The 14,908-nt window shown below is 41.4% G+C and carries 6 protein-coding genes, 2 tRNA genes, 3 rRNA genes and 2 pseudogenes; 4 read left to right on the forward strand and 9 right to left on the reverse strand.

Going from position 1 to position 14,908, the window contains the following annotated elements:
• Window positions 1–48 precede the first annotated feature (48 nt).
• The 8 genes from F908_RS05685 to F908_RS05720 all read right to left on the reverse strand — a co-directional run bounded on the left by F908_RS05685 (window position 49) and on the right by F908_RS05720 (window position 9,837).
• Window positions 49–1,497, reverse strand: a complete 1,449-nt coding sequence (locus F908_RS05685; protein WP_005158801.1) for an RNA polymerase factor sigma-54 — start codon at window positions 1,495–1,497, stop codon at window positions 49–51.
• A gap of 551 nt (window positions 1,498–2,048) precedes the next feature.
• Window positions 2,049–2,163, reverse strand: a 5S ribosomal RNA gene (gene rrf, locus F908_RS05690).
• Between the two features lie 195 nt (window positions 2,164–2,358).
• A 23S ribosomal RNA gene (locus tag F908_RS05695) occupies window positions 2,359–5,250 on the reverse strand.
• Between the two features lie 405 nt (window positions 5,251–5,655).
• Window positions 5,656–5,731 (reverse strand) — tRNA-Ala (locus F908_RS05700).
• A 70-nt stretch (window positions 5,732–5,801) separates the two neighbouring features.
• Window positions 5,802–5,878: transfer RNA gene (locus tag F908_RS05705), tRNA-Ile, on the reverse strand.
• Between the two features lie 59 nt (window positions 5,879–5,937).
• A 16S ribosomal RNA gene (locus F908_RS05710) occupies window positions 5,938–7,474 on the reverse strand.
• Together the 16S, 23S and 5S rRNA genes with 2 tRNA genes alongside form the textbook arrangement of a ribosomal RNA operon.
• A gap of 601 nt (window positions 7,475–8,075) precedes the next feature.
• Window positions 8,076–8,630 (reverse strand): peptidylprolyl isomerase A, encoded by a 555-nt coding sequence (locus F908_RS05715; protein WP_005158803.1) that lies wholly within the window; start codon window positions 8,628–8,630, stop codon window positions 8,076–8,078.
• Window positions 8,631–8,766: 136 nt separating this feature from the next.
• Window positions 8,767–9,837: an alpha/beta hydrolase gene (locus F908_RS05720; protein WP_005158805.1), complete on the reverse strand. Its 1,071-nt coding sequence runs from the start codon at window positions 9,835–9,837 to the stop codon at window positions 8,767–8,769.
• 317 nt (window positions 9,838–10,154) lie between these two features.
• Between F908_RS05720 and F908_RS05725 the strand changes: the two are divergent.
• From F908_RS05725 to dnaK, 3 genes and pseudogenes are all read left to right on the forward strand, one after another.
• Window positions 10,155–10,409 (forward strand): annotated as a pseudogene (locus F908_RS05725) (LysR substrate-binding domain-containing protein); the annotation flags it as partial.
• Between the two features lie 159 nt (window positions 10,410–10,568).
• A complete protein-coding gene (grpE, locus tag F908_RS05730) occupies window positions 10,569–11,114 on the forward strand; it encodes a nucleotide exchange factor GrpE (protein ID WP_005158808.1) in 546 nt (181 codons plus the stop codon).
• Between the two features lie 151 nt (window positions 11,115–11,265).
• Window positions 11,266–13,209 (forward strand): molecular chaperone DnaK, encoded by a 1,944-nt coding sequence (dnaK, locus tag F908_RS05735; protein ID WP_004949942.1) that lies wholly within the window; start codon window positions 11,266–11,268, stop codon window positions 13,207–13,209.
• A 54-nt stretch (window positions 13,210–13,263) separates the two neighbouring features.
• Here dnaK and F908_RS05740 read toward each other — a convergent pair whose 3' ends face one another.
• Entirely contained in the window at window positions 13,264–14,142 is an 879-nt protein-coding gene (locus F908_RS05740; protein WP_005158809.1) for an MBL fold metallo-hydrolase, read from the reverse strand.
• A gap of 176 nt (window positions 14,143–14,318) precedes the next feature.
• Here F908_RS05740 and F908_RS05745 point away from each other — a divergent pair.
• Window positions 14,319–14,870 (forward strand): annotated as a pseudogene (locus F908_RS05745) (matrixin); the annotation flags it as partial.
• Between the last annotated feature and the right edge of the window lie 38 nt (window positions 14,871–14,908).

The following is a 14,908-nucleotide window of genomic DNA, read 5'->3' on the forward strand; positions in this document are numbered from 1 at the left end:
TTCATTATTCCGTAATAATGAATCCCTAGAATAGTCACACCTTGAAATTTAGATCAAGACTTTTCTTTCTGAAGATGATGGAATATGTAACGATTCACGATATTTTGCGACTGTACGTCGAGCTACTTCAATCCCCTCATCTTTCAACATTTCCGCAATTGCATTATCAGACAAAGGCTTACGCGGATTTTCATTCGAAACTAATTTTTTAATCATTGCCCGAATCGCAGTTGAAGATGCTTCACCACCTGTCGTTGTTCCAACATGGCTTGAAAAAAAGTATTTCAATTCAAATAAACCACGTGGTGTAAGCATATATTTATTGGTTGTTACACGTGAGACAGTAGACTCATGCAATTCAACTTCCTCTGCAACATCACGGAGAACTAAAGGCTTCATCGCCTCAGGTCCTTGTTCAAGAAAAGCTCGCTGATGTTCCACAATACAAGTTGAAACTTTGAGTAATGTTTTATGCCGTTCATCTATACTTTTAATAAAATTTTTCGCCTCAAGCATTTGATTACGTAAATAAACATTATCATCACTCTGATCAGCACGACGAATCATATTTGAATAAAAAGAATTAATCCTTAATTTAGGCATAACATCTGGATTAAGCTGCACTTGCCAATGCTGATCTTTCTTGGAAACCACAACATCAGGAACTTGATATTCAGATTCTTGTTGGTTAAATTCTAAACCTGGATACGGTTTTAATGTTTTTAATAAATCAACAGCACCTTTCAACTGCTCTTTAGACAAACCTGTTTGTTTTAATAGTTTATTTAAATCATTTGCTATTAATAATTCATAATACTTCAGTAAACACTTTGCTTCAGCTAAGTATGATTTTTTTTGATCTATGCCTTCTAATTGGATCTTTAAACATTCTGCTAAATTTCGAGAACCCACTCCAATTGGATCTAAACGTTGAATATGTTTTAAAACAACAATAATTTCATCTTCTTCAACTTCATCAGCACTCTCCATTTCCTGTAATAAACGAGTAACTGCAAGCAAAATATCATCTAATTCAGCATCTAAAAACCCTTTATCATCTAAAGAATCAACGATGCAATAGGCAATTAATTTATCTACTGTAGAAAAATGCAATAAATTCACTTGCTCTAAGATATGTTCTTTTAGACTCAATTGAACTTGACGATTATCCTCTCGTTCCTCATATTCTGGCGACGCCAATGCAGTTGATTGATGTGTATAAATATCATCCCATTCGGTATCAACAGGCAAGTCATTTGGTAAATGATCTGCATTAAGTTCAGTTGTTAAATCTCCTGACTCACTGATCTCTGAAGTAGATAAACTTTCTGTTGTATTATTTTCTTCAATTTTTTCCAGTAACGGATTACTATCTAATTGAATTTGTATTTCTTGCTCCAACTCCAAACTAGAAAGTTGTAGTAAGCGAATTGCCTGCTGTAATTGAGGGGTTAACGATAAACTATTCGCAACTTTCAACCCTACAGATAATTTCATACTAAGACTTCCCTTTTTAAATAAGCAAAAAACATGCCCATAAAAATATTTATAACATAAAGCAATGTTTACGCCTATAAGCAAAGCTCTTTTCTACTGATTAATCTGCTCAAAAATAACAAAGGTGCAAATATTTATTGTAAATGGGGATTGTATCCCTCTCATTTAACAAACATTCAAATAGCGTAGTATTATTTTATGTTTTGCTGCTTAAGACACTCAAGCATTTCTTCAAGCACGTTCTGTCCCATCGTTCTTCGCACAAGCTTAATTAAATCCTCTGCTAGAAAACTAGACCAAGTCGTACTCCTTGAAGCAGATGAATGCGCATAACGACTAGAAGTAGTCCAGACCTTTTTATCTGATGCAATAAAAGCTACATATAGCCCACCGTCAGGATCATCCAATATCCATTCACGAACAAAACTGGGTTCTTGATTTTGTTTCCCTGTATTTTTTTAATGCTATTCAATATTAAGAAACACAAATAGATAGAAGCAATAGCATAAAAAACACCCCTAACCGTTAGGTTAGGGGTGTTTAGATTTAAAAGCTGGCGATGACTTACTCTCACATGGCAAAGGCCACACTACCATCAGCGCTAAGAGGTTTCACTTCTGAGTTCGGGAAGGGATCAGGTGGTTCACTCTTGCTATTGTCGCCAGCAAACTGTTGTGGTGTTTTGGGGTCTTACTGATCATGTTGTGTTTTCACTTCATGTCTGCCTTACTTACGAACCAAAGAGTTATTAACGGATTAGATATTGAGTCTAACTTTGTGTTCAGCATTTTAACTAGTTTTCACACTAAATCAAGTTATGTATTGAATTTATCTTGAATACAACAACTGTTTGGGTGTTGTATAGTCAAGCCTCACGAGCAATTAGTATTGGTCAGCTTCACACGTCACCGTGCTTCCACACCCAACCTATCAACGTCCTAGTCTCGAACGGCTCTTTAGAGGAATAAATTCCTAGGGAAATCTTATCTTGAGGTAGGCTTCCCGCTTAGATGCTTTCAGCGGTTATCCCTTCCGAACATAGCTACCCGGCGATGCGACTGGCGTCACAACCGGTACACCAGAGGTTCGTCCACTCTGGTCCTCTCGTACTAGGAGCAGATCCTCTCAAATTTCCAGCGCCCACGGTAGATAGGGACCGAACTGTCTCACGACGTTCTAAACCCAGCTCGCGTACCTCTTTAAATGGCGAACAGCCATACCCTTGGGACCTGCTTCAGCCCCAGGATGAGATGAGCCGACATCGAGGTGCCAAACACCGCCGTCGATATGAACTCTTGGGCGGTATCAGCCTGTTATCCCCAGAGTACCTTTTATCCGTTGAGCGATGGCCCTTCCATACAGAACCACCGGATCACTAAGACCTACTTTCGTACCTGCTCGACTTGTGGGTCTCGCAGTTAAGCGCGCTTTTGCCTTTATACTCTACGCGTGATTTCCGACCACGCTGAGCGCACCTTCGTACTCCTCCGTTACTCTTTAGGAGGAGACCGCCCCAGTCAAACTACCCACCAGACATGGTCCTCGCCCCGGATTACGGGGCAGAGTTAGAACCTCAACATTACCAGGGTGGTATTTCAAGGACGGCTCCATTGGAACTAGCGTTCCAACTTCAAAGCCTCCCACCTATCCTACACAAGTAAGGTCAAAGTTCAATGTCAAGCTGCAGTAAAGGTTCACGGGGTCTTTCCGTCTAGCCGCGGGTACACTGCATCTTCACAGCGATTTCGATTTCACTGAGCCTCTGCTGGAGACAGCGCCGCCATCATTATGCCATTCGTGCAGGTCGGAACTTACCCGACAAGGAATTTCGCTACCTTAGGACCGTTATAGTTACGGCCGCCGTTTACTGGGGCTTCGATCAAGAGCTTCGCTTACGCTAACCCCATCAATTAACCTTCCAGCACCGGGCAGGCATCACACCCTATACGTCCACTTTCGTGTTTGCAGAGTGCTATGTTTTTAATAAACAGTTGCAGCGGCCTGGTTTCTGTGGCTGCCAATAGCTCAGGGAGCAAGTCCCATCACCGTCAGCAGCGTACCTTCTCCCGAAGTTACGGTACCATTTTGCCTAGTTCCTTCAGCAGAGTTCTCTCAAGCGCTTTGGTCTACTCGACCTGACCACCTGTGTCGGTTTCGGGTACGATTCCTGTGTAACTGAAGCTTAGAGACTTTTCCTGGAAGCATGGTATCAGCCACTTCACTGTACAAGTACAGCTTGCTATCAGTTCTCAGCATAGAGTACCCCGGATTTGCCTAAGATACATGCCTACAACCTTCCACCTGGACAACCAACGCCAGGCTGACTTAACCTTCTCCGTCCTCTCATCGCATTACACAGAAGTATTGGAATATTAACCAATTTCCCATCGACTACGCCTCTCGGCCTCGCCTTAGGGGTCGACTCACCCAGCCCCGATTAACGTTGGACTGGAACCCTTGGTCTTTCAGCGAACGGGTTTTTCACCCGTTTTGTCGTTACTCACGTCAGCATTCGCACTTCTGATACCTCCAGCATACTTCTCAATACACCTTCATCGGCTTACAGAACGCTCCCCTACCACGTAAATAAAATATACATCCGCAGCTTCGGCACATAGTTTTAGCCCCGTTACATCTTCCGCGCAGGCCGACTCGACTAGTGAGCTATTACGCTTTCTTTAAAGGGTGGCTGCTTCTAAGCCAACCTCCTAGCTGTCTATGCCTTCCCACATCGTTTCCCACTTAACTATGATTTTGGGGCCTTAGCTGGCGGTCTGGATTGTTTTCCTCTTGACTACGGACGTTAGCACCCGCAGTCTGTCTCCCGGATAGTACTCATTGGTATTCGGAGTTTGCATCGGTTTGGTAAGTCGGGATGACCCCCTAGCCGAAACAGTGCTCTACCCCCAATGGTATTCGTCCGAGGCGCTACCTAAATAGCTTTCGGGGAGAACCAGCTATCACCAGGCTTGATTAGCCTTTCACCCCTATCCACAAGTCATCCCCTGGCTTTTCAACGACAGTGGGTTCGGTCCTCCAGTTAGTGTTACCCAACCTTCAACCTGCTCATGGATAGATCGCCTGGTTTCGGGTCTACACCCAGCAACTAAACGCCCTATTAAGACTCGATTTCTCTACGGCTCCCCTATACGGTTAACCTTGCTACTGAATGTAAGTCGCTGACCCATTATACAAAAGGTACGCAGTCACCGAACAAGTCGGCTCCCACTGCTTGTATGCATGCGGTTTCAGGATCTATTTCACTCCCCTCACAGGGGTTCTTTTCGCCTTTCCCTCACGGTACTGGTTCACTATCGGTCAGTCAGGAGTATTTAGCCTTGGAGGATGGTCCCCCCATATTCAGACAAGGTTTCACGTGCCTCGCCCTACTCGTCATCATTATGTGTGCCCTTTCGTGTACGGGAATATCACCCTCTACGTTCGCACTTCCCAGAGCGTTCCACTAGAACACACACAACTTAATGGGCTGATCCCCGTTCGCTCGCCGCTACTAAGGGAATCTCAATTGATTTCTTTTCCTAAGGGTACTGAGATGTTTCACTTCCCCTCGTTCGCTTCATAAGCCTATGTATTCAGCTTATGATACCCGCCTTATAGCGGGTGGGTTCCCCCATTCAGAAATCTCCGGATCAAAGGATATTTGCCGCCTCCCCGGAGCTTATCGCAGGCTATTACGTCTTTCATCGCCTCTGACTGCCAAGGCATCCACCACATGCACTTAATTACTTGACTATACAACCCCAAACAGTCGTTACACCTACAAGTGGGTGTAGCAACAGAGCTCATGATTTCTCATTTACTCATACAGCTTGTTGTTTCGTGAACTTAATCACCGTACAGCTTCAATCTAAATTCATATACCAAAACGCTTGATTCAGTGTTTTTGCTAGTTCTCATTTCTAACAACTCAGCTCAAAGAATTACTTCCTCTTGCTTTGTTATTGAATGAGTGAACAATTTATTTCAGACTCAAATTCTAATCTGTTAATGATTAACTACCGCCTCGTCAGCGAGTAGTAAACTGTGATAAATCACAGAAGTTAATAAACTCAAATCAAAATCTCTTTTGATTTATTTGGACATTTATTAATTTCTATAATTTACTTTAGCTTTGAATTAAATATTTCATTTAATTCGTGGTGGAGACTAGGAGAGTCGAACTCCTGACCTCCTGCGTGCAAAGCAGGCGCTCTACCAACTAAGCTAAGTCCCCAGCTTTAATCATAATGAACGACATATCTTTTTATCTAGCAGCTTGTGATTATTCATCACTTCGTCAGTAGTGGTGGGTCTGACAAGACTTGAACTTGTGACCCCACGCTTATCAAGCGTGTGCTCTAACCAACTGAGCTACAGACCCTCAGATACATCTTCGAAGAACAACTTGTTGTGGATTCTTACCGATCGTCAATCTTTCGTTAAGGAGGTGATCCAGCCGCAGGTTCCCCTACGGCTACCTTGTTACGACTTCACCCCAGTCATCGGCCACACCGTGGTAAGCGTCCTCCTTGCGGTTAGACTACCTACTTCTGGTGCAACAAACTCCCATGGTGTGACGGGCGGTGTGTACAAGGCCCGGGAACGTATTCACCGCGGCATTCTGATCCGCGATTACTAGCGATTCCGACTTCATGGAGTCGAGTTGCAGACTCCAATCCGGACTACGATCGGCTTTTTGAGATTAGCATCCTATCGCTAGGTAGCAACCCTTTGTACCGACCATTGTAGCACGTGTGTAGCCCTGGCCGTAAGGGCCATGATGACTTGACGTCGTCCCCGCCTTCCTCCAGTTTGTCACTGGCAGTATCCTTAAAGTTCCCATCCGAAATGCTGGCAAGTAAGGAAAAGGGTTGCGCTCGTTGCGGGACTTAACCCAACATCTCACGACACGAGCTGACGACAGCCATGCAGCACCTGTATCTAGATTCCCGAAGGCACCAATCCATCTCTGGAAAGTTTCTAGTATGTCAAGGCCAGGTAAGGTTCTTCGCGTTGCATCGAATTAAACCACATGCTCCACCGCTTGTGCGGGCCCCCGTCAATTCATTTGAGTTTTAGTCTTGCGACCGTACTCCCCAGGCGGTCTACTTATCGCGTTAGCTGCGCCACTAAAGCCTCAAAGGCCCCAACGGCTAGTAGACATCGTTTACGGCATGGACTACCAGGGTATCTAATCCTGTTTGCTCCCCATGCTTTCGTACCTCAGCGTCAGTATTAGGCCAGATGGCTGCCTTCGCCATCGGTATTCCTCCAGATCTCTACGCATTTCACCGCTACACCTGGAATTCTACCATCCTCTCCCATACTCTAGCTGACCAGTATCGAATGCAATTCCTAAGTTAAGCTCAGGGATTTCACATCCGACTTAATCAGCCGCCTACGCACGCTTTACGCCCAGTAAATCCGATTAACGCTCGCACCCTCTGTATTACCGCGGCTGCTGGCACAGAGTTAGCCGGTGCTTATTCTGCGAGTAACGTCCACTATCCCAGAGTATTAATCTAGGTAGCCTCCTCCTCGCTTAAAGTGCTTTACAACCAAAAGGCCTTCTTCACACACGCGGCATGGCTGGATCAGGCTTCCGCCCATTGTCCAATATTCCCCACTGCTGCCTCCCGTAGGAGTCTGGGCCGTGTCTCAGTCCCAGTGTGGCGGATCATCCTCTCAGACCCGCTACAGATCGTCGCCTTGGTAGGCCTTTACCCCACCAACTAGCTAATCCGACTTAGGCTCATCTATTAGCGCAAGGTCCGAAGATCCCCTGCTTTCTCCCGTAGGACGTATGCGGTATTAGCATTCCTTTCGGAATGTTGTCCCCCACTAATAGGCAGATTCCTAAGCATTACTCACCCGTCCGCCGCTAGGATCAGTACCGAAGCACCTCACCCCGCTCGACTTGCATGTGTTAAGCCTGCCGCCAGCGTTCAATCTGAGCCATGATCAAACTCTTCAGTTTAAAATCATTTGTACTTTACTAAAAGTACTAAATCTGGCTCATCAATTTTCTGACTAAAAATTCGCTCAAATAAACTTCGAGAAATTTCTACCATTCAATCAATGAAATATTTTCGATTGATCAATCAGTAAAAATCCACACAAGTTGTTCTTCTATTCTCTTAATGATCTTCTCGATGATTCGTCATCACCAAGCTAGGTCGGCTATGTTACTCTAATCTAAATTAAAGTCAACAGGTAATTTCGATATTTTTAAAACTCACTAATCAACCCAAGAACCTAACCTATCTAGCCAAATCCTTGTTTATCAACAAGTTTTTATCTGCATCACCGCCGATGGATGTGCATTCTACACCATTTCAAAACACACGCAAGCACTTTTAGAAAATTTAAAATTCGGTTGTTTTTTTTTTAAACTTCAACCTACCTAATTTACTGATTTATATAATTTAAAATTTATTAATTATCTTAAAAGTGAATTTAACCAACATAAATAACTGTAATTTAATGACTTAATTAAAAATATGGATGTAATTTCACCTAATTTTGATGATCAAATTGAATTAAAGCAGAAATATTTAAAAATATTTCTGCTTTAATTTTTACTTCTTGTTCTTTATCTGAACACTAATGATTTTAATCGGCTGTTTAGGGACATTTTGATGCATTCCATAGTTACCTGTAGGAACACTAACAATTTTATCAACAATATTCATTCCTTTCGTTACCTTACCAAATACAGCATAACCAGCATCCATTTGTGACCGATTTAGGAAAGTGTTGTCAGCAACGTTAATAAAAAATTGACTCGTAGCAGAGTTAGGATCACTAGTACGAGCCATTGCCAATGTACCGCGCGTATTTTTCAAGCCATTGCTTGCTTCATTACTAATAGGTGCTTTAGTTACCTTCTCAATCATATTGGCATCCATCCCCCCGCCTTGAATCATAAATCCTGGGATGACTCGATGAAAAATAGTTCCAGCATAAAAGTTACTTTTTACATAGCTTTCAAAATTTTTTGCTGATACAGGTGCTTTATCGTTAAAAAGTTCAATTTCAATATTTCCCATACTGGTTTTCATATCAACCATTGTGTTGGCAAATAAATGGCTGCTTACTAATAATAGACTGGTTGTCATCAACAACTTTTTCATGATTGCTTTTCTCTGATTTTAACGAGTGATTTGTTGTACTTCTCAATATTAGTTTTACAAATTTATTTTTGCTATTTCTATTTGTTATTTACTAATAAAAAAACCTATGTTCCACGTGAAACATAGGCTGATTAATTTAATTGTGTTTATCCCAAAACTTTCTGAAGTTTTTAGCGATTTCGATTGTATTGCGTTTAGCTTTACTCGAAATCGGTGTGAGATTAATAAATCCATGCGTTTGATCTGGATAATCTACATAATACACTTTAACACCACTTTGTCTTAGTTTATGGCTATAAATCTCACCTTCATCATGTAATAAATCATGCCCTGCTGTTACCACAAATGCTGGAGCTAGTTTTTTAAGACTTCCATACGTAGGTGAGATTAATGGATCATCTAACGCAACTTGATGCTGTGTTGAATAATATTTAGTGACGTAATCTACATCTTTACTGGTTAACACCAGACCCTGACCATAGGCATAAAAAGAAGGATGTTTACTTTTAAAATCTACAACAGGATAAAACAACAACTGAGCTTGTGGTGCATATGATTTACCAACCGCATGCTGTGCAACTACAGTACTAATATTTCCTCCTGCACTATCTCCAGCAACAGCGATACGATTTTTATAAATTTTTAGCTGACGACGATTTTGATACACCCATGCTAATGCATCATCACAAGATTTAATGAGTAACTGCGGAGATGCTTCTGGTGCAAGCGGATAATCGATACTCAGAACTTGTACTTTTGCGTACTTCGCAATGAGTCGACAGGCTTCATCATGCGTATCTAAACCACCAACGACGAAACCACCACCGTGATAGAACACGATCATCGGTAATTTTTTATTAGGTGCAGGATGATAATGCCTTGCGAAAACAGTGCCACTCTGTAAAGGCAGACGTATATCTTCTATCGATTGTATAGAAGTCGATTTATTTAAAATCGCTAACATTTGTGTATCAAATTGACGGCGAGATTCGATCGGATCATCTCCAATAAAACCAACACGCCCTTGTTTAATTTGAACTGCTATTAAGCATTTTGTAAAAGCATCCAAATCTGGATATTGATATGGGTAGCCTAAAACTTTCGCCAATGATTCTTGTACAATCTTAGGCAGCTTATCTAGCGCTCGTGCAGCAGGACCTTGTCCTTTATCTAAAATCGTTTGAATTTTTTGAGGTAATGCTGACACGTTCTTCCCCTTTTTCGCCCTGTCCATAGTTCTTGTTCATATCGACTATATGCTGTTATAAAGTCCTAGATCAAGATAAAGAATTCAAAATCATGCTGTAACCTAAATGGCTTATCTTAAAAAGTCATTAACCATTTTGCTAATCACTGCTTGCCTTTCATGCCAATAGCCAAGCTCAAGCACAGGTAAAAGAGGTATTTTCTGATTTTTTAATATTTCTAATGGCTTTGTTGCACAAACCTATCTGTAAAGGCTTTTCATCGCGGAAATATTGCCATTTGGTTTGATCCTGCTACGCAATGGTATGCTTTATCAATACGTTTAAAAGTAATAATGTGATTGCGCTGTATCAAATGTGTCTCAAAGCAGAAGGCATTGCCATGTTACCAACGCTATTGGTGCGTCAGGATATTGCACAACAACGTTTGCAACAGGTATTTACAGATTTTTCTGCACCTGACCTAACCTTGTGGTTAGTCTATGCATCAAGGCAACATTTACCGAAAATCACACAAGAATTTATTGCTTTTGTCATCGAAAACTTAAATTTTTACTTAAATCAGCAAAATTAAAAGATTTAAATCAACCTGAACGCTTGAATTTTGTCGCCTTGCCCATACTTCATCCCTATCTATGAATGACCAATATGTGGCAGTTCGGGTTTAACCCTATGAGCATTCACGCCAAAAGGACTGTACATGTTTAAGAACTTTTTTCAACGGAGATCATCAATGGCTAATGAGCAAAATGAGCAAGCTCAAGACATTCAAAATGAGCAACAAACTGAACAAACTCAAGCTGAAGGTGTAGAGCAAGCAAACGAGCTTAGCGTTGAAGATTTACAAGCGCAAATCACCAAACTCGAAGAAAGCTTGAAACTTGAAAAAGCCCGTACCGCAAATGCCGTGTACGAAGCACAAAAGAGTGTTGAACGTATCCAGCGTGAATCTGAAAAACACAAAGATACCGTTCTTGAGAAATTTGCTAAAGAGTTGTTGGATTCAGTCGACAATCTTGAACGTGCGATTCAAGCCGCTGGTGATGAACAAACACCTTTACTTGAAGGTGTAAAACTGACTTTGAAATCGCTACTGACCACACTGGAAAAATTTGGTGTGGTTGAAGCAGATACACAAAATGGTTTCAACGCAGACCTTCATCAAGCAGTCGGTATCGATCCAAACGCTCAAGCGAACCAAATCGGCACCGTATTGCAAAAAGGTTACACCTTAAATGGTCGCCTACTCCGCCCAGCAATGGTGATGGTTGGTCAATAGATTGACATTGAGCATTTAAAATTTTGCTCAAAACACAATAATTTGAGAGTTTTTTGATTTTTTTTCATAAAAATGCTTGAAAAAAACCGATTGACTCTCATATCGAATAACAAGCAAAACATTACAACAGAATTTTAGAGGAACACACCAAATGGCAAAAATTATTGGTATTGACTTAGGTACTACCAACTCATGTGTTGCTGTACTTGAAGGCGATAAAGTAAAAGTAATCGAAAACGCTGAAGGCGCACGTACAACTCCATCGATCATCGCTTATAAAGATGGCGAGATCTTAGTGGGTCAAAGTGCTAAGCGTCAGGCTGTAACCAACCCGAAAAATACATTATTCGCGATTAAGCGTTTAATCGGTCGTCGTTATGAAGACCAAGCGGTACAAAAAGATATCGGTCTTGTGCCTTACAAAATCATCAAAGCTGACAATGGTGATGCTTGGGTTGAAGTAAACGATAAAAAATTAGCTCCTCAACAAATCTCTGCTGAAATCTTGAAAAAGATGAAAAAAACTGCAGAAGATTATTTAGGTGAAACAGTAACAGAAGCAGTTATTACTGTTCCTGCTTACTTTAACGATGCACAGCGTCAAGCAACCAAAGATGCGGGTAAAATTGCAGGTCTTGATGTTAAACGTATCATTAACGAACCAACTGCTGCGGCTCTTGCGTTCGGTATGGACAAGAAAGAAGGCGACCGTAAAGTTGCAGTTTACGACTTAGGTGGTGGTACTTTTGACGTATCAATCATTGAAATCGCAGACCTTGATGGCGATCAACAAATTGAAGTGTTATCGACTAACGGTGATACTTTCCTTGGTGGTGAAGACTTCGATAACGCTTTAATTGAATTCTTGGTTGAAGAATTTAAGAAAGAACAAAGTGTGAACTTGAAAAATGATCCACTTGCGTTACAACGTTTGAAAGAAGCTGCTGAAAAAGCAAAAATCGAGCTTTCTTCATCAAATGCAACTGAAATCAACCTTCCATACATCACTGCTGATGCAACTGGTCCTAAACACTTGGTGATCAATGTAACGCGTGCAAAACTTGAAGGTTTAGTTGCTGATTTAGTTGCTCGTACAATCGAGCCTTGCAAAATCGCGCTTAAAGATGCTGGTCTTTCGACTTCAGACATCTCTGACGTAATTTTAGTTGGTGGTCAGTCTCGTATGCCACTTGTACAACAAAAAGTACAAGAATTCTTTGGTAAAGAGCCACGTAAAGACGTGAACCCTGACGAAGCAGTTGCGATTGGTGCGGCGATTCAAGGTGCAGTATTGTCTGGCGACAAAACTGACGTTCTTTTATTAGACGTAACACCATTAACTTTAGGTATCGAAACAATGGGCGGTGTATTAACACCAATCATTGAGAAGAACACGACGATTCCTGCGAAGAAATCACAAGTGTTCTCTACTGCTGCTGACAACCAGCCTGCTGTAGATATTTCTGTTTACCAAGGTGAACGTAAAATGGCTCAACAAAACAAATTGTTGGGTAACTTCCAATTAGGCGATATCCCACCTGCTCCACGTGGCGTACCGCAAATTGAAGTATCGTTCGACATCAACGCTGACGGTATCTTAAAAGTATCAGCTAAAGATAAGAGCACTGGTAAAGAGCAATCAATCCAGATTAAAGCAAACTCAGGTTTGTCTGATGCTGAAATCGAAGCAATGATTAAAGATGCTGAAGCGAATGCTGAAGAAGACCGTAAGTTTGAAGAGTTAGCAAAAGCACGCAACGAAGCGGATGCTTTAGTGTCTAGCTCGAACAAAGCAGTGAAAGATCTTGGTGACAAAGTCACTGAAGATGAAAAAACTGCAATCGCGACTGCGGTTTCTGAGCTTGAAGCAGCAACCAAAGAAAATGATGTTGAAGACATCAAAGCGAAAACTGAAGCTTTACAAAACATCTTGATGCCGATCACTCAACGTGCTTATGAACAAGCACAAGGTGCTGGCGGCGCAGAAGGTTTTGATCCAAATGCATTCCAAGGTGGTGATGCGGGTCAACAACAAAAAGCCGACGATGGCGTTGTAGATGCTGAGTTCACAGAAGTGAAAGATGATAAAAAATAATTTATCTCTTTAACAAAAGACCGCGCGAAAGCGCGGTTTTTTATACTTTCTATTTTATTTATTTTGATCAAAATACAACTCACCCAAAATCGGCATAAACAAGGGAATCACGCCACAGGCCTTAATTTCATCAATAAATTCGGGAATATTTACACCAGGTAATAATTCTGGCGTTTTATCAATCGCTGTCACCATGGTATCCCAATGACACGGAATAATATATTTTGGCTTGAGTAGCCGCACTACATCCTTAACATAGTTGGGGCGATATTTACGTCCAATCGCACATAGACACACAATATCAGCCTCTCGCCCCTGCAATTCCTGCTCGATAAAGTCAGCTGAATCAATATGCACCACACTGAGTTTGCCCGTATGAACCCACCAGTTGAAGACCTGACCATGGCGTAAATGATGAAATTTCGGCGGATAAGGCGGAGGTGTGGTCATATCCCCTGGTAAAGGCACGCGACCAAACAAGGCTTTGCCATGAATGGATGGCAAACCCACAACTTGCCATTTTCCACAGTCAATGGTTTCCCGCCCTTTTGTTTCAAGCATCTGCTGTTCAGACAACCCTGCTGAACGTCCATACATTAAAGTCGCTTTGGATCCAATTAAACGTGCTCCTGTTTGCTTACAAACCTCAGGTGCATCTAAAATATGATCGTAATGAGCATGCCCAATCAATACATCATCTGCATTTGGTATATGTTGTCTGACTAATTCAGGATCACTCAATAAAGGCTGAGTAAACGTTTGGGTTAAGTTTGGACGACTGATAAAAGGATCAAGCACAACTGTACGATGCTGATCAGAAAGAATGAATCCCGCCGTCCCCAAATATTTGATTTTTAAATTTTTAACGTTTGCCTCAGCAGGAGAATCTGCTGTCCATGCAGTATCAGGCGCTTTCAGTAAATATTTCAGCATATTGTGCCTTAATGTTTATTTTATTTATTCCTTCAGAATATGCATTAAAGCAGAATGTGATACATGTTGATATATTTTCCAGATATCTCTTATTCTTGTTATAGTTCAATTTATTTAGATCAAAAGTCTCTCTTAAACTGATTCATTTCATTTTCAGAAGAATAGAAAATACAATCATGCGCTTTTTAATTTTTTCAGGGTTAATTATTTTCTTATTAGGGTTAAGTTATCAAACTCAGAAACATCCTCAACTAAAATTCAATTCATTAGCTGACCGTATCACTCATCCAATAGATACTCGCCTGCGTTATCGAATCGCTGAGGTAGATCCTCGTTTTAAACTCAGTGTTGAGCAGGTCGAGGCCATTAGCCAGCAAGCCACGCAGATCTGGAAAGATGGTACGGGAAAGGATTATTTTATCCATGATCCGAATGCAAAGCTCGCGATTCACCTCATTTACGATGAACGCCAACAAGAAAGTGAACAACGCAGAGAACATATAACTCAACTCGAAGCGAATCAACAGGTATGGAAAGATAAAAAACAGCAATTAGACCAAATTGAACAAGAAATTATGCGGAGTAAGCAATTTTTAGATTTAAAACAACAACAACTCAATCAACAAATTCAGCAATATAATCAAGAGCAGCTTTCTGCTCAACACAACCAATCTTCATCTGGGAATTCGACATATTTTCAGCAAAAACAACAAGAGCTACAAAGTAATTAGGACTTACGCATTGACGGATTCAAAAAAGTATTAAA

Source organism: Acinetobacter sp. NIPH 284, from assembly GCF_000369425.1.
Taxonomy (GTDB): domain Bacteria; phylum Pseudomonadota; class Gammaproteobacteria; order Pseudomonadales; family Moraxellaceae; genus Acinetobacter.